Raw genomic sequence first — 23,348 nt, forward strand, 5'->3', positions numbered from 1 at the left:
CTTCCCGACGCCCCGCGTCGTGATGGGCCCCGCCGTCCTGGGACGGCGGGGCCCCCGGTGCTCACGGGCCGTCCGCCGGCCGCCCCGCCACGACGAAGTCCCGGTACTCGTCACCGGCCATGCCCTGGTTCGCCCACCGACGGGGCACGGCGGCGGTCCGGCCGGCCGCCGCGCCGAGCGCCCCGGCCGGGTCGTCCGCCACGGCCACCGGAAGCCCGAAGTCCTCTTCGTCCGTGTCGTGCAGCGGCGGCAGCGCGTCCAGGTCCCAGGTCACGGGATCCGAGTCGAGCAACTCGTGCAGGTACACCTCTACACCTCGAAGCGGCCCTCGGCGGGCCGGATCTCGACGTACGCGACTTTGGGGCGGTCCGGTCCGCCGCACGGCCCGAGGAACTGTTCCACCGTCCGTCCCCGGTGGAGGGCTCCGAGGAGGAACTGTTCGGTGAGATGACGCACGTCACAAGCCTGTGCGGCTCCGGGTGGCACAGTGGAGCCGATGACGATGTCCCCTACACGCACCTCGGAGGCTTCCCGTATGCGTCTGATCCTCATCCGGCACGGACAGACCCCGTCCAACGTCAAGCACCTGCTGGACACCGGGGAACCGGGGCCCGGTCTGACGCCGCTCGGGCTGGAGCAGGCCGCCGCGCTGCCGGAGGCGCTGGGGCGGGAGGCGATCGACGCGCTGTACGTCTCGACGCTGCTGCGCACCCAGCTGACCGCCGCGCCGCTGGCCGCCGCCACCGGGCTCGACGTCCGGGTCCGTGACGGCATCCGGGAGCTGATCGCCGGGGATCTGGAGATGCGGGGCGACAGCGAGGCAGCCGCGCTCTACATGGAGACCGCGTTCGCCTGGGCGGCGGGCGACACCGCGCGCCGGATGCCGGGCGGGGAGAACGGGGTGGAGGCGCTCGGCCGGTACGACGCCGTCGTCGCCGAGGCCGCCGCGTCGGGGGCGACGGTGGCGCTGGTCAGCCATGGCGCCGCGATCCGCACCTGGGTCGCCGCGCGGGCCACGAACGTCGATGTGCCGTTCGCGGCGTCCCACCCGCTCAGCAACACGGGCGTGGTCGTCCTGGACGGGTCGCCCGAGGAGGGCTGGCGGGTGCTGCTGTGGGAGGGCGAGCCGCTGGGCCCCGCGGACACCGACCCCGGCACCGACGGACCCGCGGGCGACACCTACCCCGCACCGGCGGCCTGACGGCTCAGGCCCGTTCGCGCACGGCCGCGTGCGCGTCCCGGTCCGCCTGCGCGAGCAGCCGGGCCATGGCCGCGCCGGCGCGCTCGGCGGCGCCGTCCCTGATCGCGTCCAACACCGCCCGGTGGCTGGGCACCGGGTCGTCGGCGCTGCCGTGCGGGCCGTGCACGATGCTGTCGCGGGCCCGCAGGGCCGGGGCCGTCAGGGCGTGCAGCATGGCCAGCATCTCGTTGCCGGAGGCCGCGAGAAGCGCACGGTGGAAATCGGAGTCCGCGGCCACCGCCTCGGCCGCGTCGTCCCCGGCCCGCGCCATACGCTCCAGCGCCGCTTCGAGATCCGCGAGGTGCCGCCCGGTGCGCCACTCGGCGGCCCGGCGCACCGCCGCGGGTTCCACGATGGCGCGCATCTCGGCGAGGTCGCGCAGCACGGCCCGTGCCTCGCCGCCCTCGACGCGCCAGCGGATGACGTCCGCGTCGAGGACGTTCCAGTCGGCGCGCGGGCGCACGAAGGTGCCCCGCTTCTGGCGGGAAGCGACGAGCCCCTTGCCCGCGAGGACCTTCAGCGCCTCGCGGATGACGGTGAGGCTGACGTCGAACTCCGCGCCGAGGTCGCGCGGATCGAGGGTGGCGCCGACCGGCGCCGCGCCCCCGACGACCCGGGAGCCGAGCGCCTCCACGACATCCCCGTGCACTCCGCGCCCGGCGTAGGACACCATGACCGACTCCTCTCCACGCTCCGAGCCGGTGACTTTATTTCGGGCTTGCCGCAGGCTCAACGCCAGGGCCGGTGCACGACGGTGCCAGGCAGCGTTCCACCGACCCGGTCGGCGTCGTGACGGGCGCCGCGGCCGGGATCGGCGCGGCCACCGTGTTGGTCCGGGCGGACGTGGCGGAGGCCGGGGACCGGGAGCGCGTCCTCGACGCCGCCCCTGCCCACGGCCGGGTGCGGGTGCTGATCTCGAACGCGTACACAGTGGAGGGGGCCCCGGCCGCCGAGATGACACGGACGTTGGACATCCTGAGACCGCCGGCTCGCCGTCAGTCCCACCGGCGGGTTCCTCGCCTTCCAGGCGGTGCCGTGAAGTACGGTCCGCCGATCCGCGTCGACGCCGTTGAGAGGACCTCCCTCAGCCCTGGAACAGCCCCTTCACATTGTCCCCGAAGGTCCACCCCTTCGACCCGTCCCAGTTGACCGACCAGGTCATCAGGCCCTTGAGCGCCCCGCCGTACGTGTGCCACGCCTCCGCGACCTGATCCGTCGTCATATAGCCGCCACCGGCCCCCGGTTGGGCGGGAAGCCCCGGCACCTGCCGGTCATAGGGCACCTTGATCGTGGCGCCCTGGACGACGAGCCCCTTGTTCAGACAGTCCGTCTGCGCGGTGAAGCCCTTGACGGTGCCGGCGGAGTAGGAGTCGCCCGAGCATCCGTACATGCTGCCGTTGTAGTACTGCATGTTGAGCCACCACAGGCGGCCGTTGTCGGCGTACTTCTTGATGATCGGGAGGTACGCGCCCCAGATCGAGCCGTACGTGACGCTGCCGCCGGTGACGTACGCCGTCTCGGGCGCCATCGTCAGGCCGAACCCGGCCGGCATCTGCGCCAGGATTCCGTCGATGATGCGGATCAAGTTGGCTTGTGAGGTGGAGAGTTGGGAGATGTTCCCGCTGCCGGTCAGGCCCGTCTCGATGTCGATGTCGATGCCGTCGAAGTTGTACCGCTTCAGGATCGGCACGATCGTCTCGACGAACCGGTCGGCGACGGCCGTGGAGTTGAGGTCGATGCCGGCCGCGGCGCCGCCGATGGACATCAGGAGGGTCGCGCCCGCGTCCTTGGCCTGGCACATCTCGGCCGGGGTGGCGACCTTCACGCCGGTGTCCATACCGTCCTCCCACAGGGCCGTGCCGTCGGAGCGGATCACGGGGAAGGCGGCGTTGATGACGTTGTAGCCGTGCTGGGCGATCTCGGGGTTGGTGATCGGGGTCCAGCCGAAGGGCGGGTGGACCCCGTTGGCAGCGCCGTCCCAGTTCTCCCAGTAGCCCTGCAGGACCTTGTCCGACGGCCGCGGCTTCGTCGCGCAGGTGTCGGCGGCGGGCGCGGAAGGGGCCGTGACCAGGAGCGTGGTGACGGTGGCGGCCGCCGTGAGGGCGGCGGCGAGGAGGCGGGGGGTGCGGCTGCGGCGAGACATGGGGGCTCCCGTGGGGTGGAGGACCTGAGTTGTCGCGAGCATGTCGCACGGTAGGGAGGCCCAGACCTTTCGTCAATGGGTCTGGACCAATGCGGCACCGAGGGCCGCGGACGGGTTCCGCCGCGGTTTCCTGACGGCAACGCGCCCGAAACACCCGCTGCCTACGGTCACCCGCACACCGGTCATGGCTGCAACGGCCGGTGGGCGCGGGGCCGCATGCCGCCCCGGCGCGAACCAGCCGTCTTCCACCGAGCTTTCAGGGAGGAACGATGGCTGTCGCCGCGCACCCCGATGCGGATGCCGTCGCACCCGCACAGGACCCGCACCCCGTCGACGTACGGCCGCCGCTGCGCCGGCTCGTGCCGCTGAGCCTGCAGCATCTGCTCGTCGCGTACGCGGGCATGGCCACGATGCCGCTGCTCGTGGGCACCGCGCTGCATCTGCCCGAGGAGCGGATACGGATCCTCATCAGCGCCAATCTGCTGGTGAGCGGGCTCGCCACGCTGCTGCAGACGCTGGGCGTGAAGGGGTTCGTGGGGGCGCGGCTGCCCCTGGTGATGGGCTCGACGTTCACCGCGATCACCCCGGCGATCCTCATCGGACAGGAGCACGGCCTCGCCGCCGTGTTCGGGGCCACGATCGTGTCGGGCCTCGTCACGGTGGCGGTCGCGCCGTGGTTCGGCCGGTGTCTGCATCTGTTCCCGCCGCTGGTGACGGGGACGGTGATCGCCGTCATCGGATTCTCGCTCGTGCCGTCCGCGGCCGGGCTCGTGAGCGGCGGGAAGGGCGGCGGACGCGGGCTCGCGCTCGCCGCCGTCACGGTCGCCCTCGTCGTGCTGGTCGAGCGGCTCGCCCCGCCCGCCGTCGCCCGCTTCTCGGTGCTCGTCGCGATGGCCGCGGGAACCGTACTGGCCGTGCCGATGGGCCTGTTCGACGGGTCGGGAGTGACCGAGGCGGACGCCGCGACCGTGCCGGACCCGACCGCGTTCGGGGCGCCCACGTTCGTCGTGCCCGCGATCGTCGCCATGCTCGTCGTGCAGCTCGTGAACATGGTCGAGTCGGTCGGCGACACCCTGGCCGTCGGGCAGATCGTGGAGCGCGGCGACGACGCTCCGACGGTCGTGCGGGCGCTGCGCGCCGACGGCGCCGCCACCGTGGTCTCCGGCGCCCTGGCCTCCTTCCCCATCGTGACGTTCGGGCAGTCGGTGGGCCTGGTGAGCGTGACCCGGGTGCGCAGCCGTCATGTCGTCGCCCTGTCGGGGGCGTTGATGGTGGTCCTCGCCTTCGTGCCGGTGCTCGGGGCCGCCGTCGCCGCCGTGCCGGGGCCGGTGCTCGGCGGGGTGTCGCTCGTCATGTTCGGCACGGTCGGCGCGGTCGGACTGCGCATTCTGGCCCGCGCCGATCTGAGCGACTCCCGCAATCTGCTGACCGTGGCGCTCGCCTTCGGACTCGGCATGATCCCGGTCGGGGCCCCGGACTTCTACGCGCCGCTGCCCTCGTACGCGCGCACAGTCCTGGACAGCGGCATCGCCGTCACCGGCATCGTCGCCTTCCTCCTCAACCTGCTGTTCCACCACACCCCGTCCGTCTCCCTCCCCCTCCGCCTCCGCGTCCGGAAGGAAGCCGCCCGATGACCCGCCCGATGACCCGCCCGCTGCCCCACCTCGTCGACACGATCACCGATGTCACCGTGTACAGCGGCGGTTCCTGGCGGACGGGGACGGACGTCCACCTCGTCGACGGCCGGGTGCAGGCCCTCGTACCGAAGGGTCAACTGCCGCACGGGGCGCGGGTGCTGGACGGTTCCGGGGCGCATCTCACCCCCGGTCTCGTGAACACGCACACGCATCTCTTCCAGGCCGGTCTGCGCGGGATCGGCGAGGGGTTGCCGCTGCTGTCGTGGCTGAGCGCCGTCGGCGAGGAGGCGGTGGCGCTCACCCCCGAGCGGGCGTACTGGACCGCCGCCGCCGCGGCGGCCGAGGCGCTGCGCAGCGGTACGACGACCCTCGTCGAGCACATGTGGCCGCATCCCTCCCCCGAGGTGCACGACGCGGTGCTGCGGGCGCTGCGCGACAGCGGGGTGCGGGCCGTGCTAGGCCGCGGGGTCGCCGACCGGGCCGACCGCAGCCGCAAGTGGGGCTTCGATCCGCGGCTGATGCAGCCGCTGAAGGAGGCGCTCGCGCACACCGACGAACTGATCGGGGCCGCGCGCGGCAGCCGGGTCGGCGTCGGGCTGGCCGTGCCCAACCCGCGGTGCCTGACGCCGGAGGGCATGGAGGCGGTGCGCGCGTACGCCGACGAGCGTCAACTGCCGGTCTCGCTGCATCTGTTGGAGACGACGACCGACGAGACGATGTGCCGGCAGCACGCCAGTGTCGGCGCCGTGGCCTATCTGGAGCGGGCCGGGTTCCTGTGGGAGCGACTGCTGGCCGTGCACTGTGTGGAGCTGGACGCGGCGGGCCGTGCGACGCTGGCCCGGCACGGGGTCGGCGTCTCCTACAACCCGCTCAGCAACATGCGTCTGGGCAGCGGCATCGCCCCCGTACCCGAGATGCTGGCGGCCGGCCTGCGGGTCGGGCTCGGCGTGGACGGGGCCGCGAGCAACGACACCCAGGACATGCTGGAGGCGCTGCGCATCGGCGCGTATCTGCAGCGGGCCGCCCGCCGCGAGGCCGATCTCCTCGGTTTCCCCGAGATGTTCGCGCTGGCCTCGAACGGCGCCAACCGCGTCCTCGGCCTGGAGGAGCGCCCCGACGGTGTGCAGCCGGGCGTCCAGGCGGACCTGGTGCTGCACCGGTTCGACCAGGACTACGCCTGCCTTCCCGTACGCGATCCGGGGGCGACCCTGCTGACGTGCGCGGGCAGCAGGACCGTGGCGGCGGTCCTGGTCGGCGGCGAGCTGCTGGTCCAGGGCGGGGAGCATGTCCGGCTGCCCGGAGCGGAGTTGGCGGACGGGCTGCGTTCCACCGCATCCGTTACCCCCGCTTAACGCCGTGATCCCGGGACGAAACACACGCCGGGCAGGGTGAGGTCATCGCGTACGGCCCCGGGCGACCGGGGTCCGTGCCAGCCCACGGCGCCGGGCCCGGACGGGGTCCGCCGTGACCGTGCCCGCGGACCTCTGTGCGTCCGCGGTGGGGATCGCAGGGGCGGTGACTGCATCCCGTAGACCTCACTCCTCCCTCACCACAGGAGCGAAAGCCGCGATGACGAACACCGCGTACCAACTGGCCGAGCTGGACAAGGAGACCCGGATGGGCGGGGCCGGGACGGAGACCTCCGCCCGGGAGATCCGCCGGATCGACCTCACCGACTTCGACACCCGCCGGGCCGAGATCACCGAGGAGCTGTGGGCGGCCGCGACCGACATCGGCTTCTTCCAGCTCGTGAACCACGGCATCGAACAGCCCCTCGTCGACGGGGCGTTCGCGGACGCCGCCCGGTTCTTCGCGCTGCCGGACGAGACCAAGGCGCGGCACGCGCTGAAGAAGGGACTCAACTCCGGCTGGGAGTCGATGACCCAGGTGCGGCCGTCCGTCGGCACGCCGGACCAGAAGGAGTCGTACCAGGTCACCCGGCCGCACATGGACGGGCTGTGGCCCGACGACGCGCTGCCCGGGTTCCGGGCGCGCACGCTCGCCTTCGAGGCGCGCTGCCGGGACCTCGCGATGCGCGTCCTGGGCTGCTTCGCCGACAGGCTGGGGATGCCGGAAGGGTTCTTCGCGCGGGCCCACGACCCGGAGAGCGCGCAGTACCAGTCGACGCTGCGGATGCTGCACTACTTCGCCGTGCCGCAGGAGGCGGAGATCCCCGCGGACGTGTGGCGGGCCGGGGCGCACACCGACTTCGACTGTCTGACGCTGCTGTTCCAGCGCGACGGGCAGGGCGGGCTCCAGGTCTGCCCCGGCAAGGAGGCCGAGGCGCAGGAGTGGACGCCGGTCGAGCCGGCCGACGACGCCATCACCTGCAACATCGGCGACATGCTGATGCGGTGGAGCGACGACCGGCTGCCGTCGAACTTCCACCGGGTGAAGTCGCCGGGCCCGGACGACGACCGGTCGGCGCGGCACAGCATCGCGTTCTTCGCGCAGGCCGACCGTGACGTGGTGATCGAGGGCCCTGAGCGGCGCTACCCGCCGATCACCGCGGCCGACTACATCCAGCAGCGCATCGCTGCCAACTTCGCTCGCTAGAAAGGGTGTTGACGTGACGATGCCCGCGAAGGCGACGGCCGCGCGGTCCGGTTTCGGACGGCTCGCCGTGCTCGGACTGCAGCATGTGCTCGTGATGTACACGGGGTGTGTGACCGTGCCGCTGGTGTTCGGTGCGGCGGCCGGGCTCGACGCGGCCACGATCGGGGTGCTGATCAACGCCGATCTGCTCGTCGCGGGCGTCGTCACGATGATCCAGGGAGCCGGGGTCGGCCGGATCCTCGGGGTACGGATGCCGGTGATGGCGGGGGCCGCGTTCACCGCGGTGACGCCGATGATCCTGATCGCCGGGGAGTACGGCATCCAGGCGGTGTACGGGTCGATGCTGGCGGCCGGGGTCTTCGGACTGCTCGTCGCCTACCCGTTCGCGAAGGCGGTGCGGTTCTTCCCGCCGCTGGTCAGCGGGGTGGTGATCACGGTCGTCGGGCTCGCGCTGATCGGTGTCGGCGTGAACCTGGTCGTCGGCAACGATCCGAAGGCCGCCGACCACGCCGCCCCGTCGCGGCTCGCGCTCGCCGCGTTCGTGGTCGTGGTGATCCTGCTCGTGGCCCGGTTCGGGCGCGGGTTCCTCGCGCAGACCGGGGTGCTGCTCGGGCTGCTTGCGGGGACGGCGGTGGCGGTGCCGTTCGGGCTCGTCGACCTCTCGGCCGTACGGACCGCGGACTGGTTCGGGGTGAGCGCGCCGTTCCACTTCGGGGCGCCGCAGTTCCCGGCGGTGGCCGTGCTGTCCATGTGCGTGGTGATGCTGGTCCTGTTCGCCGAGTCGACGGCGGACCTCATCGCCGTCGCGGAGCTGACCGGGAAGAAGCTGACGACCGCGGACATGGCGCGCGGCCTCGCCGCCGACGGGCTCTCCGGGGTGCTGGGCGGCGTCATGAACGCCTTCCTGGACACGGTCTTCGCGCAGAACGTGGGCCTGGTGACCATGACGAAGGTGCGCAGCCGGCATGTCGCGACGGTCGCGGGCGGCCTGCTCGTCGTCCTCGGCCTGATCCCGAAGCTGGGCGCGCTGGTCGCCGGGCTGCCGCAGCCGGTGGTCGGCGCGGCAGGCCTGGTGATGTTCGCGACCGTCGCCACGGTGGGGATCAACACGCTGCGCAAGGTCGACTTCGACGGTACGCACAACCTGCTGATCGTGGCGGTGTCGATCGGGGTGGGGATGGCGCCCGAGGTGGCGCCCGATCTGTACTCACGGTTCCCGGAGGGCGTGGGGATCGTGCTCGGGTCGCCGGTGACGAGCGCGACCCTGCTGGCGTTCGGGCTGAATCTGGCGTTCAACGGCGTCGGGACGGGGCGCCCGGGGACGGCGCGCGGACCGGAGCGGGTGGAGCCGGTCGAGGCCGCGGTCCACGGCGTGCGATGAGTTCGCACCGCGGGGCGAGTCTGCCCTCGTATGACACGGATCATCGCTGACGTCTCGGTCTCGCTCGACGGCTTCGTCACCGGACCCGACCCCGGCCCGGACAGCGGTCCGGGCACCGGCGGCGAGGCTCTGCACTCCTGGGCGTTCTCCGACGATCCCGACGACCGCGGGATCCTGCGCGAGGGGACCGAGCGCTCCGGCGCCGTGGTCCTGGGCCGCCGGCTCTTCGACCTGGTCGACGGGGCGAAGGGCTGGAACGGGACGACCGGGTACGGGGCCGGTGAGGTCGGCGAACCCGCGTTCGTCGTCGTGACGGGCACGCCGCCTCAGTCGCTGCGGCTCACCGGCCTCGACCGGACGTTCGTCACCACCGGCCTCGACCGGACGTTCGTCACCACCGGCCTGTCCGACGCGGTCACGACCGCGCGCAGGCGCGCCGAGGCCGCGTCGTCCGCCGCCGGGAAGGACCTGGACGTCGTCCTCATGGGCGGCGGCGCCACGGTCGGCTCGGCGCTCGCCGCCGGGCTGGTCGACGTACTGTCGCTGCACTTAGGGCCTGTCTCGCCGTTCCCTCCTGCCCCACGACGCCTGGCACGCGCCCCCACCCTCGAACCAGGCTTCGCCAGGCTCGGGCGGGAGGGACCCCCTTCGCCGCACCAAGCGTAAGGCCAAGTACATCCGGGCCATCGGCGCAGCCTTGCACCTGGCACTCCCCCAGCCTCCGGCCGGGGGACCCCCTGGGAGCACGCACCGGACGCCGCGGGGCCGCCCTCCGGGCGACGGAGGGATCTGGGAGACAGGCCCTGGCCCCCGTCCTGTTCGGGTCCGGAACGCCCCTGTTCACGGGCGGGCCGCCGCGCACACTGGTGCGGCGGAGCCTCGTCGCGACCTCGACCGCCACCCATCTGACCTACGACATCACCAGGTGAGCCGATGACCACAGTGCACGCCCACGGCACCGACCTGGGCATCGAATCGTTCGGGGCCGACGACGCGCCCCTCGTCCTGCTCGTCGGCGGGACGACGATGCTGTCCTGGCCGGACGCGCTGTGCGAGCGGCTCGCCGCCGGCGGGCGCCGCGTCGTCCGCTACGACCTGCGCGACAGCGGGGAGTCGACGACGGCGGACCCGCAGGCGCCCGGCTACACGCTGCGCGACCTCGCCGCCGACGCGGCGGCCCTCGCCGATGTGCTGGGCGGGCGCCCGGCGCACCTCGCGGGGATCGGCGTCGGCGGGATGGTCGCCCAGGTCGCCGTGCTCGACCATCCGGACGCGTTCTCGGCGCTCACCCTGGTCGGCACCCGAGCGGTCGCGCCCGGTCCGCCCGACGACGATCTCCCCGACCACGACCAGGAGACGATGCTGCGGCTGTTCTCGCGTCCGATGCCCGACTGGGCGGACCGGGCGGCGGTCGCGGAGTTCGCCGCGGCCGCCGCCGAGATCCGCGGGGACGACCCGGCCGCCGCGCGTGCCACCGCCGCCCGCGTCTGGGACCGCACACCCGGCACCACGCCGCCGGTGCAGCTGGCGAACCAGCTGGGCCTGGTGTTCTCCCGGCTCGACTGCGCGCCCCGCTGGCGGGAGCGGCTGCCCGCGATCAAGGTGCCCACGCTCGTCGTGCACGGCCGCCGCGACAGGTTCTTCCCCGTCGGCAACGGCGAGGCGCTCGCGCGCGAGATCCCCGGCGCCCGGCTGCTGGTCCTGGAGGAGGCCGCCACCGCGCTGCCGCGCACGGCGGCCGACGAGGTCGCGGGGGCGATGCTCGCGCTCGGGTAGCGGCCGCCGCGGCGCGGGTCACCACCCTGTACGGTCACGGGGTCCGCCTCCCCCGAAAGGCTGCTCATGACCACTGACCCGCGCACGGGCCCGCCGCTCGTCGGCCAGGAACGCGAGACGCTGCGGGCGTTTCTCGACTACCACCGGGCGACGCTCGCCATGAAGTGCGAGGGGCTGACGGACGAGGAGCTGCGGCAGCGCTCCATGCCGCCGTCGACGCTGTCGCTTCTCGGCCTGGTCCGGCACATGGCGGAAGTCGAACGCACCTGGTTCCGCCGCTGTTTCGAGGATCAGGAGATCCCCCTGGTCTGGTCGGACGCGATGGACTTCCAGGTGGCGTACGACGCGAGCGCCTCGACCCGCGCCGAGGCCTTCGCCGCGTGGGAGGCGGAGGTGGAGATCGCGCGGCGCATCGAGCGGGAGGCCGAATCCCTGGATGTGCTGGGCCATCAGCCGCGGTGGGGCGAGGACGTGTCGCTGCGCATGGTGATGGTGCACGTGCTGCTGGAGTACGGGCGGCACAACGGCCACGCGGACTTCCTGCGCGAGGGCGTCGACGGGACCGTGGGCGCCTGAGAGCCGGTGTCAGTCGGTCCCGCGCACGAAGTGCAGGCTGCCGTACGGGCGCGGCCGGTCGCCGTGCGCGTGGGCCGCCGCCGAGCGGTCGGCGGGAGCCGAGCGTCCCGCCAGGGTGTGCAGCTCCGCCAGGCCCTTGAGGACGGCGGGGCGGTGGGCCGCCGACTTCACCCAGGCGGGCAGCCGGGGGAACATCGCCCGGGTCGACGAGTACGGGGCGCCGTGTTCACGCAGGCGGGCGGCCACGTACTCCTCCAGCGCGGTCACGTGCCGGTCGTTGTACGCCCACAGCACCCGGCCCGCACAGGGCACTTGCAGCCACAGCGGGCGACCGAAGAAGGGTTCCTCGGTACCGCCGAGGACCACACCCACCGCGCCCGAGCCGCGGCGTCCGGCCCGCCAGTCGTCGGTGCGCCCGCACCCGGCGCACACCAGTCGCCGCGACCACACCAACAGGTCGGTGGCGTAACGGAGTTCGGGCAGCCCTGGGCGCTGCACGACCGACGCGCGGCCGCCGCAGCGCGGGCACACCACGAGGATCGTGTCGGCGAACCGGGCGAGCGGGACACCGTCGTCGGCGTGCCGCTCCCCGGATTCCGTGGGTCCCATGGTGTTCTCCCGCTCCCTCGTCGGACACAGGCGCTCAGGGGTCGAGCCGCTCGGTCCGGCTTCGGCGGCGAGCGTGCACCGCCCCGTCCCCGTCCCGCAACGGCACGCCGCTCCCGCCGCGCAGCACGGCCACGATCTCAGCCCCGATCGACACGGCGGTCTCCTCGGGTGTCCGGCCGCCCAGGTCGAGGCCGATCGGCGAGCGGAGGCGGGACAGTTCCCGCTCCCCGAGGCCCGCCTCGCGCAGCCGGTTCATCCGGTCGTCGTGGGTGCGCCGCGAGCCCATCGCCCCGACGTACGCCGCCGGAAGCCGCAGTGCGACCTCCAGCAGCGGCACGTCGAACTTGGCGTCGTGCGTCAGGACGCACAGGACCGTGCGGGCGTCCGTCTCCGTGGCCCGCAGATACCGGTCGGGCCACTCCACGACGACCTCGTCGGCCTCCGGGAAACGGGCCGGGGTCGCGAACACCGCGCGCGCGTCGCACAGCGTGACGTGGAACCCGAGCAGCTTGCCGACGCGGACCAGCGCCCCGGCGAAGTCGACCGCGCCGAACACGATCATCCGGGCGGGCGGCACGCTCGACTCGACGAAGAGCGTGACGTCGGCGCCGCAGCGGGCCGAGCCCTCCGGCACCGCGCAGACCCCGGTGTGCCCGAGGTCGAGCAGGGCGCCGGCCTGCGCGGCGAGCCCGGCGTCGTCGGCGGAGCCGAGCGCGCCGTCGTGCGTCCCGTCCGGGCGGACCAGCAACAGCCCGCCCGCACCGGCGAGTTCACCCGGTCCGTCGAGCACCCGGGCCAGGGCCACCGCCTCGCCGCGCGCCGCCAGCGCGAGGGCCGTCTCCACCGTCGTACGGGACGGGGAGTCGGCCCGCACGGGCACGACGTGGACCTCGACGACGCCGCCGCACGACAGGCCCACCGCGAACGCGTCGTCGTCGCTGTAGCCGAAGCTCTCGCGGACCGGCGTCCCGTCGGCGAGGGCCTGCTCGCACAGCTCGTAGACCGCACCTTCGACACAGCCGCCGGAGACCGAGCCGATGACCTCGCCCGCGGTGTCGACGGCCAGGGCCGCGCCGGGCGGCCGGGGCGCGCTGCCGCTCACCGAGACGACGGTGGCGACGGCGAACTCCCTGCCCTGCGCGGCCCATCGGGCCAGTTCGGCGGCCAGATCAAGCATGCCGCTCCGTCTCTTGCTCGGCCAGGATCACCCGGTCGGGCCTGATCGGCAGATCGCGGTGGCGGACGCCGGTCGCGTGCCACACCGCGTTGGCGATCGCGGCGGCCGTGCCGACGATGCCGATCTCGCCGATGCCCTTGATGCCGACGGGGTCGTCCGGGTCGGGGTCCGCGACCCAGTCGGCCTCGACGGCGGGGATGTCGGCGTTGGCCGAGAAGTGGTAGCCCGCGAAGTCCGCGCCGACGTGCCCGCCGGACGCCTCGTCGCGCACCGCCTCCTCGTGCAGCGCCATGGAGATGCCCCACGTCATGCCGCCGGTCAACTGGCCGCGCGCGGTGAGGGGGTTGACGATGCGGCCCGCCGCGAAGATCCCGAGGAGGCGGCGTACCCGCACCTCTCCGGTGGCGACGTCGACGGCGACCTCGGCGAACTGCGCACCGAACGAGTGCCGTTCCTTCTGGGCGAGTTCGGCCACGAGCCCGGCGGTGTCCGTGCGGGCCGTGATGCCGCCCTCCGGGATCTCGCCCGGCGCCAGCGGCAGCTTCTCGCGCAGTTCGCGGGCGGCCGCCATGACGGCCCAGCCCCAGGAGCGGGTGCCCATGGAGCCACCGGAGACCCAGGCGGGCCCGAAGTCGCTGTCGGCGATGCGGACATGGACCCGGTCGACGGTGACGTCCAGCGCGTCGGCGGCGATCGACGACAGGGCGGTGCGGGCCCCCGTGCCGACGTCGGACGCGGTGATCCGGACCGTGAACGTGCCGTCCTGCTCGGCGGTGACCGAGGCCGTGGACGGCGCGACTCCGGACGGGAACGTGGACGCGGCCACCCCGGTGCCGATGAGCCAGCGGCCCTCGCGGCGCGTCCGGGGCCGCGGGTCACGGTCGTCCCAGCCGAACCTGCGGGCACCCTCCTCGAAGCAGGCCACCAGGTTGCGGCTGCTGAACGGCAGCCCCGAGACCGGGCCCACCGTCGGTTCGTTGCGCACGCGCAGCGCGATCGGGTCCAGGCCGAGCCGCTCGGCGAGTTCGTCGAGCGCACACTCCACGGCGAAGGAGCCGGGTGCCTCGCCCGGCGCCCGCATGAACGTCGGCGTCGGCACGTCCACCGGCACCACGCGGTGCGCGGTGTGGTGCGCGTCGGCCGCGTACATGGCGCGCCCGTAACCGGCGCTGGACTCGACGAACTCCTTCAGGTTCGAGGTGGCGGAGCTCGCCTCGTGGCCGAAGGCCCGCAGCCTGCCGTCGGGCTCGGCGCCGAGCCGGACGCGCTGCTCGGTGGGGCTGCGGTAGCCGGTCGCCGCGAAGACCTGACGGCGCGTCATGGAGATCCGGACCGGGCGCTGGAGCTGGGTCGCGGCCATCACGGCGGCGACGTGGTGGGGCCGTACTCCCTTGGAGCCGAAGGCGCCGCCGACGTGCTCGGAGCGGACGCGGACGGCCGACAGGTCGAGCGAGAACAGCTTGGCCAGCTCGTCGGCGACCCACATGCTGCCCTGGTTGGAGTCGACGACCTCCAGGCGGCCGTCCTCCCAGCGCGCGGTGCAGGCGTGCGGCTCCATGGCGCTGTGGTGCTGCTCCGGCGTCGTGTACGTCGCGTCAAGCACCACGGCGGACGCCGCGAGTTCGGCCTCCAGGTCGCCCTTGGTCTGGGTGAGTCCCTCGGGTGCGTACGCGGCGGGGTGGTCGGCGCGGAAGACGCTGTCGTGCGGCTCGGTGTCGTACTCGACGACGAGCGCCTCCGCCGCCTCCCTGGCCTGCTCGGACGTCTCGGCGACGACGAGCGCGACGGGCCAGCCCGCGTGCGGCACCCGGTCGCCCTGGAAGACGCCGAGGATCGGGTCGGGCGCGCCGAGCTGGCCGATGTAGTCGATGGTCACCCGGGGTGCGTTGCCATGGTGCAGCACGGCGAGGACGCCGGGCATCCCGCGCACCGCGGCGTCGCCGACCGACCGGACGCGACCGCGCGCCACGGTCGACAACACCAGCCAGCCGTGGGCGAGTTCGGTGAACGGCAGCTCGCTCGCGTAGCGCGCCGCACCGGTGACCTTCTCGACGCCCTCGATGCGGGTGCGCGCGACACCCACCGCGTCGTGCCTGACAGTGGTGGTCATCGACCGGTCTCCTCGCTCAGTTCGGTGAGCACGGCCACCACGAGGTTGCGCAGCAGCGGCACCTTGTACGCGTTCTGCGGCAGCGGGGCCGCCGCCGCGAGTTCGGCGTCGGCCGCGGCGGCGAACGCCTCGCCGCTCGCGGGCCCGCCGATCAGCGCCCGTTCGGCGGCGTGGGCCCGCCAGGGCCGGGACGCGACCGCCCCGAGGGCCAGCCGCGCGTCCACGACGACACCGTCCCGCACCTGAAGCGCGGCGGCCACCGAGCCGATGGCGAAGGCGTACGAGGCGCGCTCGCGCACCTTGCGGTAGCGGGAGTGCGCGGCGACGGGCGCGGGCGGCAGCACGACACCGGTGATGAGCGCGCCGGCGGGCAGCGCGGTCTCCAGGTGCGGGGTGTCACCGACCGGCAGATAGAAGTCGGCGAGCGCCAACTCCCCCGGCCCGTCGGCGGTTTCGTAGGTGACGACGGCGTCGAAAGCGGCCAGCGCCACACCCATGTCGGAGGGGTGCACGGCCACACAGTGCGCGCTCGCGCCGAGCACGGCGTGGTTGCGGTGCTCGCCGTCGACGGCGGGGCAGCCGCTGCCCGGCTCGCGCTTGTTGCACGGCTTGCTGATGTCGGTGAAGTAGCCGCAGCGGGTGCGCTGCAGCAGATTGCCGCCGACGGTCGCCATGTTCCGCAGCTGCCCGGAGGCGCCCGCGAGCACGGCCTGGCTCAACGCCGGGTAGCGCAGGCGTACTTCGGGGTGGGCGGCGAGGTCGCTGTTGGTGACGGTGGCCCCGATCCGCAGGCCGCCCTCGGGGGTCGCCTCGATGCGGTCCAGCGGCAGTTCCCGTACGTCGACCAGGCGTGCGGGGCGCTCGATGCCCGCCTTCATCAGGTCGACGAGGTTGGTGCCGCCGCCGAGGTAGCGCGCCTCGGGGTCGGCGCCGAGGACCGCCACGGCACCGGAGACGTCGAGCGCCCGCTCGTATCCGAACTCCCTCATGCCACAACCTCCTTCGACCCGTCGGCCGACTGCGCGGCGGCCTGCGTCACGGCACGCACGATCGAACCGTACGCGCCGCAGCGGCACAGGTTGCCGCTCATCCGCTCCCTGATCTCCTCCGGGGTCAGCGGTGGCGGTCCGGCGTCCGGGCGCACGTCCTCGGTCGCGGCGCTGGGCCAGCCCGCCGCGTGCTCGTCGAGCACGGCGAGCGCCGAACAGATCTGGCCGGGCGTGCAGTAGCCGCACTGGAATCCGTCGAGATCGAGGAACGCCTGCTGCACCGGGTGGAGCCGGTCGCCCTCGGCGATCCCCTCGATGGTGGTGATCTCGCGGCCCTCGGAGGCGACGGCGAGAGTCAGGCAGGACACGGCGCGGCGGCCGTCCACGAGCACCGTGCAGGCACCGCACTGCCCCTGGTCGCAGCCTTTCTTCGTGCCGGTCAGATCGAGCCGCTCGCGCAGGGCGTCGAGCAGTGTGGTGCGATGGTCGACGGGGAGGGTGTGCTTCTCCCCGTTCACGTGCAGAGTGACAGTGCTGGACGCCGAGGTGGCGAGGTGGTCGGCCGAAGCCATGAACAGCCTTCTTTCGCAGATGCGTTGCTCTGGTGCGAGGAGAATCGGCGTTGTACGCAGGAAGGTGGGGCGGTCGGCGTACGTTCCGGTTCGGGTACGCCGCGTGCCCACTAGGGTGGGGCCGAAGCGGACACCTGTCCGTTCTACGGTCCTCGACCGTAGTGGACAACTGTCCGCCCATCAAGGACGTTTCCGAGCCACGGCCGGAGGAGGACGTGTGCGGCACCCGGACAAGCAGGCCCCGCTCCGCTCGGACGCCCAGCGCAACCGCGAGCGGATCCTGGAGGTGGCCCTGGCCGAGCTGACCCGGTCCGCCGACGCGCCGCTGAGCGCGATCGCGAAGAAGGCCGGGGTCGGCCAGGGCACGTTCTACCGCAACTTCCCCAGCCGCGAGGCGCTCGTCCTGGAGGTGTACCGGTACGAGGTGCGGCAAGTCGCCGACACGGCGGCCCAGTTGCTGCGCAGCCGCCCGCCGGAGGTGGCACTGCGCGAGTGGATGGACCGGCTCGCCCAGTACGCGATGGCGAAGGCAGGGCTGGCGAACGCACTGCGCGAGGCGACGACGGCGCCCGGCACGTTCAAGAGCATCGCCCACGATCTCCTCGTGGGCGCGGTCACGCAGCTGCTCGAAGCGAACGAGAGAGCGGGCACGATCCGCCCCGGTGTGACCCCCGACGACTTCATGCTGGCGATCGCGGGCCTGTGGCAGATCGACCCGCGCAGCGACTGGCAGTCCCGCGCGGGCCGGCTTTTGGACCTGGTGACGGCGGGCCTGCGCGCGGGCGCGCCCCGCTGACCGGGGTCCGCCGCAGGACCGCTACGACCGCTACGACCGCTACGACCGCTTCCGGGGTTTGCCCCGCTTACCGCCCTGCTGCTTGCCGCCCTGCTGCTTGGCACCCTGCGGCTTGCCGCCCTGCTTGCGCGCTCCGGCCCCGCCGGTCTTCGGCCGACCCGATCCGCCCTTGCCGCCCTGCCCCGCGGCCTTCTTGGTGGGGGCCCGCTTGCCGGCCTTCTCGTCGGCGGGCTTGGTGCGGCCCCGCGAGCTGTTGACGGTGCGGCCGCGCACGATGCCGATGAAGTCCTCGACCGCGTCGGTGGTGCGCTCCTCGGGCCAGGCGAGCGCGACACTCGACTCCGGCCCGTCGGTCACCGTCCGGTAGGTGAGATCACGCCGGTGGTGCAGCCGGGCGAGCGACTGCGGCACGATCAGCAGCCCCACTCCGGCCGCGACCAGCTCGACGGCGTCGGCGGTGGTGGCGGGCCGTTCGAAGGCGGCCTGCCCGGGCGGCTGCCCCTCGGGCCACTCCAGCACGTCGTCCAGCGGGTGCTGCACGATCTCCTCGGCCAGATCGGCGAGGGTGACCTGCTCGACCGCGGCGACGACATGGTCCTTGGGGACCACGACGACGGTGGTCTCCGTGTACAGCGGGATCGCGCTGAAGAACGTACGGTCCACGGGCAGCCGGACCAGGCCCGCGTCGGCGTCCGTGCGCCGCAGGACGTCGGACACCTCGTCGGCGGGCACGGGGACGAGGGTCAGCGGGACGTCGGGCAGCCGCTCGTGCCAGATCCGCACCCACTTGGCGGGGGTCGCTCCGGGAACGTAGGCGAGCCTGAACCCGGGGGCCGCGGGCGTCGGTGCGGGGGTTTCTTCCGTGCCTGTCACGCCGCCAGGCTACCCGGCGTGGTCGGACCTCTCCGTTCGGCTGGATACCCTTGACCTCATGAGTTCGCACCAGAGCGCCCAGACCATGAAGCCCGCCACCGCGGCGAAGAAGCTGGGTGTGTACCTCGATGCCACGCCCGCCGAGTTCCGGGACGGCGTCGTCTCGCGCGCCGAGCTGGCCGCGCTGCAGGCCGACCCGCCGCAGTGGCTCGTCGCCCTGCGCACCGACGGCCCGCACCCGCGCCCGGTCGTCGCGCAGAAGCTGGGCGTCTCCATCGCGGGCCTGGCCCGCGGCGGCGTCACGGAGGCGCTGACCACCGAGCAGATCGAGGCGCTCAAGGCCGAGAACCCCGAGTGGCTGCGGCAGGAGCGCGCCACGCAGGCCGACGTCCGCAAGGAGAACGTCCGCGTGAAGAAGCTCCACGCCGAGCAGGCGGAGAAGCGGGCCCGCCGGGACCAGGACTGATCCGTCGCCGGGTGCCGGTCCAGGACCGCTGAGATGCCGCGCCGGAGGTGCGCGTCTCAGCGCCTGCGTGAGAACCCCGAGCGTGCGTGCCGGACGCCGGGGCGCGGACGGGGGTTCGGACCCAGGCCCTCAGGGGCGCGGGGCCCTCTCACCGTGCGGTTGCGCCGCGCGGGCACAGCAGGCCACGAGCCACCCGCGCCCGGCCACGCGTCCGCGGCCCGGCAGCAGCCCCGCGCCCCCGGCCGTCAGCAGCGCCCCCAGCACCACAGCGGAAGCGGCCCCCCACCCGCCGCCGGCGACGAGCGGCGCGGCCACGCCGGCGCCCACGGCACCGGCGACGAAGTACAGCAGCAGGTAGACCCCGCTGAGGCTCCCGGCCCGCAGCGGGTCGATCCCGAGGATGCGCGCCTGGTTCGCGGCCTGCGCCGTGAAGCACCCCGCGTCGACGAGAGCCAGCCCCACCGCGGTGATCACGGGCCGTGACAACCCCGTGCAGAGCAGCGCCGCGCCCACTGCCGCGACGACCATGCTGACGCGGATCACGGCCCGCGGCGAGTACCGGTCCCCCAGCCGCCCGGCCACCGGCAGCGCGGCGAAGCCGAGCGCCCCGGCCAGGCTGTAGAGGCCGATGGCGGCGGCGTCGAGGCCGTACGGGGGCTGCGCGAGCCGCACGGTGAGCGCGACCCAGACGAGGCTGAAGGCGAAGTACCACAGGCTGCCCTGTGCCACGGCCCGGCGCAGGGTGCGATGGCGGCGCAGCAAACCGGGCAGCGCCGCGAGCGTGCCGAGGTAGCCGCCCTGCGGCGCGGGCCGCTCCCGGGGCAGCCGCCACCACGCCCCGGCCGCGCAGACCAGCACCGCGGCGGCGAAGACAAGCAGCATGCCGCGCCAGCCCAGCGCCCCGGCCAGCGCGCCGCCGACGAGCCGGCTGAGCAGGATCCCCGCCGACATGCCCGCGGCCACCAGCGAGACGGCGGCGCCGCGGCGCTCCCCCGGGACGCCGCGGCCCGCGATCGCCGAGGCCATCGCGCTGACGCTCGCTCCGGCGCCGACGACGACGTACGCGACGAGCAGCTGCCCGAGGCCGTGCGCGCTCGCGGCCAGCAGGAGCCCGCCGGCCAACAGCGCGAGCTGGCCGGTGACGAGCCTGCGCGGCGCCGCGCGGTCGACGAGCGGCAGCAGGAAGGCGAAGCCGGCTATGCATCCGGCGAGCGCGGCGGTCGTGACGAGGCCGATGGCGGCGGCCGAGGTCCCGGTGTCGCGGGCGAGGTCGCCGAGGGCGGGCTGCACGGCGTAGTTGTTGGCCAGGGCGATCCCCGCCGTGCAGGCGAGCAGCGGGACGCCGCCGCGGGCCGGGCTCACGGCGCCTCCCCGCGCACGAGGACGACCGCGTAACGGCATTCCCGTTCGGTGGAGTTGACGAAGACGCACGGTGCTGGGGCGCCCAGCTCGACGGTGTCCCCGGCCTCCAGCTCGTGCACCGTGGCGCCCTCGTGGAAGGTGAGCTGCCCGTCGAGCACCCAGATGATCTGCCGGTGGAACGCGAACGCGGCGGCGGGGTACGGCACTCGGGCCCCTGCGGGCAGCCGGATCTCGGCCACCTCCGCCGGGAATCCCGGCGTGGAGACCTGCCGGCGCGTGTACCCGGTCTCCGGGTCGAGCCAGCGCGGCGCCTCCTCGGCGCGCCGGACGCGCTCCGCCTCCGCCCGCCCCGTCCCGTCCGGGTCGAGGAGCGTGGCGACGCTGAGCCGGAACGCCGCCGAGAGCTTGCCCAGCACCACCGCGGTCGGATTGCTCTCGCCCCGCTCGATCCGGTGGATCATGGCGCGCGAGACGCCCGACTCCTCGGCCAGCTCCGCGAGCGTCCAGCGGCGCCGGTCCCGCTCGGCGCGGATCCGGGCGCCGATCCGCGCCACCAGCGGGTCTACGATATTGGACATGGATCTACGATATGAGACGCCGCCGGGGTCCGTGAAGGTCCGCGCGGCGCACGAGGGCGACCTGGACACGATTCTCGCCATCCGCAACCACGCCATCGAGCACGGCACGGCGCTGTGGACGGACACCCCGCAGACCCGTGACGAGGGCGCGGCGTGGCTCGGCGCGCACCTCGGGCGCGGCTCGGCGTACGTGGCCGAGGACACGGGGGACGGAACGGTCGTCGGGTTCGGCGTCTACGGCCCCTGGAAGGACTACTCGGGGTTCCGGCACACGGTCGAGAACTCGGTCTACGTCGCCGAGGGCCACCACGGCCGCGGTATCGGCTCCGCGCTGCTCGGCACGCTCGTCGCCTCGGCGTCGGCGACGGGCCTGCACGTGATGATCGCCGGGATCGAGGCGGGCAACGGGGCGTCGGTCCGGCTGCACGAGCGGCACGGGTTCGAGCACGCGGGGACGGTGCGCGAGGTGGGCACGAAGTTCGGGCGGTGGCTCGATCTCACCCTGATGCGGCGGCAGTTGGACTGAGCCGCGCCCCGGGGAGCGCATTCCACCCCTTGGCGCACCCGTGCGCCCGCGCGCAGAGGTGACGCCCCGCGCCGGTCCCGCCCCGCGGGAACCGTCCACGCCCCCTGACTCGCAAGGCGCTTGTGCGCGGGCTCGCCGCCGCCGGGTCCGCGCCCCTGCTGCCGGGCCTGTTCCCGGGGACGGCGGCGGGCGTCGAGCGGGTCGGCGGGGTCCGCGGCACGCATCGGCGTCGCCCCGGCCCGCGGCCCACCTCTCACTGTGCTCCGCCCCCGGCCGCCGCCACGACACGGCAGACGAACACCGCGAGCCGCGGCTGTCCGCACGACGAATCCGCTGACGGGCTCAGGGACTTGTTCCGTGGCGGCGCGGGGGCCGTCAGCCTTACTCTGCCTGCGGAGACACTGCGGTGAACGCACAAGGCGAGGCGACATGGACACCCTGCTCTTCGACAGCAGCGATCTCGAGGTGACGGAGGACTTCCTCTCCCGCTCCTACGCCCGGATGCGCATCGGCAACGGGACGCCGGGCAGCAGCCGGGCCCGGATCAGGCGTGACGCGCTGCCGGGCGTGACGGTCGACGAGCTCGACCTCGACATGAGCTACTCGGTGACACCGCTGGGCAAGATCTGTCTGTGCCTGGTTCACGAAGGCACCATCAGGGACCACACGTTCTCAGATGTCGAGGACGCCTTCGGGCCCGGCGACATGGTCTCGTTCGCCCCGCCCGAACTGCCGTACCAGGGGCGGATCTGCGGTGCCCGCTACAACATCACGATGCTGGATCCGGAGCTGCTGACCCGGGTCGCCGCCACCGATCCGCGGGCCGAGCCGGGACCGGTCCGGCTTCTCGGGCACCGGCCGACATCGGCCGCCGCGGCCGGCCATCTGCAGCGGACCATCATCCACGTACGCGATCACGTGCTGGCCGATCCGGCCGTGGCCGCCGAGCCGTTGATCGTGTCGACCGCCGCGCAGCACCTGGCCGCGAGCGTGCTGGCCGCCTTCCCGAACACGGCGTTCACCGAACCCACCGGCACCGACCGCCACGACTCCCACTCGGGCACCCTGCGCCGCGCCGTCGACCACATCGAGGACCACGCGCACGAGCCGCTCACCGTGGCGGAGATCGCCGCGGCGGCGCATGTCACCGTACGAGCCCTGCAGTACGCGTTCCGCCGGCACATGGACACCACGCCGCTCGCGCATCTGCGGCGGGTCCGCCTCGCACGGGCCCACGCCGAGCTGCGGGACGCCGATCCGGGCACGGGAGTGACGGTGACCTCGGTGGCCGCACGCTGGGGTTTCTACCATCCCGGCCGGTTCGCGACGCTCTACCGTGACACCTACGGCCGGCCGCCGCACCACACCCTGACCGGCCGCTGACGCGCGTCGCACGGCCCGGGCTCCGGTGCTCCGGTGCTCCGGTGCATGAAACGGCCGTGCAGCGAGCATCAGAGCACCGGACAGTTCCCTGACACCGTCTCGACGCCCACCCCCCCTGGTCCCCGGAGGTAGCGCAGTGCAGCCCGACGCCCGTGATCCCGAACCCGGATCCGACGCTCCGCACTCACCCGCGCGGCAGCTGGCGGAGCTGGAGGCCGAGGTTGCCCGGCTGCGCGCCGCACTGCACGCCCGCGCCGTGATCGACCAGGCCGTGGGGGTGATCCTCGCGCTGGGCCGGATGACGCCCGCCGAGGCCTGGGACGTGCTGCGGGAGGTCTCCATGCGCACCGACATCCCGGTGCAGCAGGTGGCCCGGATGCTCGTCGACCATCCGCGCACCGGCCCGATCCCTCAGCCGGTCCGCGGCGAGCTGGAGCGTCAGCTGATCGCGCGCCGCGAGGAGGCCGCGCCGCAGCCGGCTCCGGCGCGGCCGCCCGCGGAGTAGCCGGGAAGGCACCGAACCCCTCGTTCACGCGGTCCGCGCCACCCCATCGCTTGTCCATGTCTATGAACAACGATCACATACGTAGTCATTGAC

At 73.6% G+C, this 23,348-nt stretch carries 25 protein-coding genes and 1 pseudogene; 14 read left to right on the plus strand and 12 right to left on the minus strand.

All coding sequences use genetic code 11. From position 1 onward, the window contains the following. Window positions 1–61: 61 nt before the first annotated feature. Both J3486_RS13335 and J3486_RS13340 read right to left on the minus strand, forming a co-directional pair. Window positions 62–307, minus strand: coding sequence for a hypothetical protein (locus J3486_RS13335; RefSeq protein ID WP_207820485.1), 246 nt, complete (start codon window positions 305–307; stop codon window positions 62–64). Window positions 308–309: 2 nt separating this feature from the next. Continuing rightward, complete coding sequence (locus tag J3486_RS13340) at window positions 310–456, minus strand: hypothetical protein (RefSeq protein ID WP_207820486.1); 147 nt, start codon at window positions 454–456, stop codon at window positions 310–312. Between the two features lie 79 nt (window positions 457–535). Between J3486_RS13340 and J3486_RS13345 the strand changes: the two genes are divergently transcribed. Continuing rightward, on the plus strand, window positions 536–1,201 hold the full coding sequence (locus J3486_RS13345; protein WP_207820487.1) for a histidine phosphatase family protein: 666 nt from the start codon (window positions 536–538) through the stop codon (window positions 1,199–1,201). Window positions 1,202–1,205: 4 nt separating this feature from the next. Here J3486_RS13345 and J3486_RS13350 read toward each other — a convergent pair whose 3' ends face one another. Next, complete coding sequence (locus J3486_RS13350; RefSeq protein WP_207820488.1) at window positions 1,206–1,913, minus strand: FadR/GntR family transcriptional regulator; 708 nt, start codon at window positions 1,911–1,913, stop codon at window positions 1,206–1,208. A 411-nt stretch (window positions 1,914–2,324) separates the two neighbouring features. Beyond that, window positions 2,325–3,383, minus strand: a complete 1,059-nt coding sequence (locus J3486_RS13355) for a chitinase (protein ID WP_207820489.1) — start codon at window positions 3,381–3,383, stop codon at window positions 2,325–2,327. Window positions 3,384–3,652: 269 nt separating this feature from the next. On the opposite strand from J3486_RS13355, the gene J3486_RS13360 reads away from it, so the two are divergent. The 8 genes and pseudogenes from J3486_RS13360 to J3486_RS13390 all read left to right on the plus strand — a co-directional run bounded on the left by J3486_RS13360 (window position 3,653) and on the right by J3486_RS13390 (window position 11,309). After that, on the plus strand, window positions 3,653–5,017 hold the full coding sequence (locus J3486_RS13360; RefSeq protein WP_207820490.1) for a uracil-xanthine permease family protein: 1,365 nt from the start codon (window positions 3,653–3,655) through the stop codon (window positions 5,015–5,017). Beyond that, window positions 5,014–6,372: an amidohydrolase family protein gene (locus J3486_RS13365; RefSeq protein ID WP_229377968.1), complete on the plus strand. Its 1,359-nt coding sequence runs from the start codon at window positions 5,014–5,016 to the stop codon at window positions 6,370–6,372. Before J3486_RS13360 ends, J3486_RS13365 begins: the two co-directional genes overlap by 4 nt. A 217-nt stretch (window positions 6,373–6,589) precedes the next feature. Beyond that, a complete protein-coding gene (locus tag J3486_RS13370; RefSeq protein ID WP_207820491.1) occupies window positions 6,590–7,576 on the plus strand; it encodes an isopenicillin N synthase family oxygenase in 987 nt (328 codons plus the stop codon). A gap of 19 nt (window positions 7,577–7,595) precedes the next feature. After that, window positions 7,596–8,957, plus strand: coding sequence for a nucleobase:cation symporter-2 family protein (locus J3486_RS13375; RefSeq protein ID WP_207820787.1), 1,362 nt, complete (start codon window positions 7,596–7,598; stop codon window positions 8,955–8,957). A 30-nt stretch (window positions 8,958–8,987) separates the two neighbouring features. Continuing rightward, on the plus strand, window positions 8,988–9,623 hold the full coding sequence (locus J3486_RS13380; protein WP_207820492.1) for a dihydrofolate reductase family protein: 636 nt from the start codon (window positions 8,988–8,990) through the stop codon (window positions 9,621–9,623). Between the two features lie 137 nt (window positions 9,624–9,760). Next, window positions 9,761–9,886: pseudogene (locus J3486_RS44020) on the plus strand (dihydrofolate reductase); the annotation flags it as partial. Window positions 9,887–9,890: 4 nt separating this feature from the next. Next, window positions 9,891–10,733, plus strand: a complete 843-nt coding sequence (locus tag J3486_RS13385) for an alpha/beta fold hydrolase (RefSeq protein ID WP_207820493.1) — start codon at window positions 9,891–9,893, stop codon at window positions 10,731–10,733. A gap of 66 nt (window positions 10,734–10,799) precedes the next feature. Further along, entirely contained in the window at window positions 10,800–11,309 is a 510-nt protein-coding gene (locus tag J3486_RS13390; protein WP_207820494.1) for a DinB family protein, read from the plus strand. A gap of 9 nt (window positions 11,310–11,318) precedes the next feature. On the opposite strand, the gene J3486_RS13395 is transcribed toward J3486_RS13390, so the two are convergent. Genes J3486_RS13395 through J3486_RS13415 form a run of 5 tightly spaced genes read right to left on the minus strand, consistent with a single transcriptional unit; the run spans window position 11,319 to window position 16,766 of the window. Then, on the minus strand, window positions 11,319–11,918 hold the full coding sequence (locus J3486_RS13395) for a hypothetical protein (protein ID WP_207820495.1): 600 nt from the start codon (window positions 11,916–11,918) through the stop codon (window positions 11,319–11,321). A gap of 34 nt (window positions 11,919–11,952) precedes the next feature. Beyond that, window positions 11,953–13,095, minus strand: coding sequence for an XdhC family protein (locus J3486_RS13400; RefSeq protein ID WP_229377969.1), 1,143 nt, complete (start codon window positions 13,093–13,095; stop codon window positions 11,953–11,955). Beyond that, the gene (locus J3486_RS13405; RefSeq protein WP_207820496.1) at window positions 13,088–15,205 is read right to left on the minus strand and encodes a xanthine dehydrogenase family protein molybdopterin-binding subunit; all 2,118 of its coding nucleotides are present in this window, start codon (window positions 15,203–15,205) and stop codon (window positions 13,088–13,090) included. The genes J3486_RS13400 and J3486_RS13405 overlap by 8 nt, the downstream gene beginning before the upstream one ends. Continuing rightward, window positions 15,202–16,194 (minus strand): xanthine dehydrogenase family protein subunit M, encoded by a 993-nt coding sequence (locus J3486_RS13410; RefSeq protein WP_207820497.1) that lies wholly within the window; start codon window positions 16,192–16,194, stop codon window positions 15,202–15,204. Before J3486_RS13410 ends, J3486_RS13405 begins: the two co-directional genes overlap by 4 nt. Then, on the minus strand, window positions 16,191–16,766 hold the full coding sequence (locus J3486_RS13415) for a 2Fe-2S iron-sulfur cluster-binding protein (protein ID WP_207820498.1): 576 nt from the start codon (window positions 16,764–16,766) through the stop codon (window positions 16,191–16,193). The genes J3486_RS13410 and J3486_RS13415 overlap by 4 nt, the downstream gene beginning before the upstream one ends. A gap of 217 nt (window positions 16,767–16,983) precedes the next feature. Between J3486_RS13415 and J3486_RS13420 the strand changes: the two genes are divergently transcribed. Then, the gene (locus J3486_RS13420) at window positions 16,984–17,562 is read left to right on the plus strand and encodes a TetR/AcrR family transcriptional regulator (protein WP_207820499.1); all 579 of its coding nucleotides are present in this window, start codon (window positions 16,984–16,986) and stop codon (window positions 17,560–17,562) included. A 39-nt stretch (window positions 17,563–17,601) separates the two neighbouring features. Here the strand turns inward: J3486_RS13420 and J3486_RS13425 are convergent, their stop codons facing one another. Further along, on the minus strand, window positions 17,602–18,435 hold the full coding sequence (locus tag J3486_RS13425) for a LysR substrate-binding domain-containing protein (RefSeq protein ID WP_207820500.1): 834 nt from the start codon (window positions 18,433–18,435) through the stop codon (window positions 17,602–17,604). 58 nt (window positions 18,436–18,493) lie between these two features. Here J3486_RS13425 and J3486_RS13430 point away from each other — a divergent pair, with 58 nt between their 5' ends. Further along, complete coding sequence (locus tag J3486_RS13430; protein ID WP_207820501.1) at window positions 18,494–18,901, plus strand: DUF5997 family protein; 408 nt, start codon at window positions 18,494–18,496, stop codon at window positions 18,899–18,901. A 129-nt stretch (window positions 18,902–19,030) separates the two neighbouring features. Here the strand turns inward: J3486_RS13430 and J3486_RS13435 are convergent, their stop codons facing one another. Continuing rightward, window positions 19,031–20,263, minus strand: coding sequence for an MFS transporter (locus tag J3486_RS13435; RefSeq protein WP_307804796.1), 1,233 nt, complete (start codon window positions 20,261–20,263; stop codon window positions 19,031–19,033). Further along, the gene (locus J3486_RS13440; protein ID WP_207820502.1) at window positions 20,260–20,841 is read right to left on the minus strand and encodes an XRE family transcriptional regulator; all 582 of its coding nucleotides are present in this window, start codon (window positions 20,839–20,841) and stop codon (window positions 20,260–20,262) included. Before J3486_RS13440 ends, J3486_RS13435 begins: the two co-directional genes overlap by 4 nt. Between J3486_RS13440 and J3486_RS13445 the strand changes: the two genes are divergently transcribed. From J3486_RS13445 to J3486_RS13455, 3 genes are all read left to right on the plus strand, one after another. Then, complete coding sequence (locus J3486_RS13445) at window positions 20,840–21,367, plus strand: GNAT family N-acetyltransferase (protein WP_207820503.1); 528 nt, start codon at window positions 20,840–20,842, stop codon at window positions 21,365–21,367. The two genes, J3486_RS13440 and J3486_RS13445, sit on opposite strands and share 2 nt — an antisense overlap. Window positions 21,368–21,796: 429 nt before the next feature. Then, window positions 21,797–22,750: a helix-turn-helix transcriptional regulator gene (locus tag J3486_RS13450; RefSeq protein WP_207820504.1), complete on the plus strand. Its 954-nt coding sequence runs from the start codon at window positions 21,797–21,799 to the stop codon at window positions 22,748–22,750. Window positions 22,751–22,886: 136 nt separating this feature from the next. Next, window positions 22,887–23,255, plus strand: a complete 369-nt coding sequence (locus J3486_RS13455; RefSeq protein WP_207820505.1) for an ANTAR domain-containing protein — start codon at window positions 22,887–22,889, stop codon at window positions 23,253–23,255. Window positions 23,256–23,348 lie beyond the last annotated feature (93 nt).

Origin of the sequence: Streptomyces sp. VRA16 Mangrove soil, from assembly GCF_017377775.1 — a bacterium.
GTDB lineage: Bacteria > Actinomycetota > Actinomycetes > Streptomycetales > Streptomycetaceae > Streptomyces.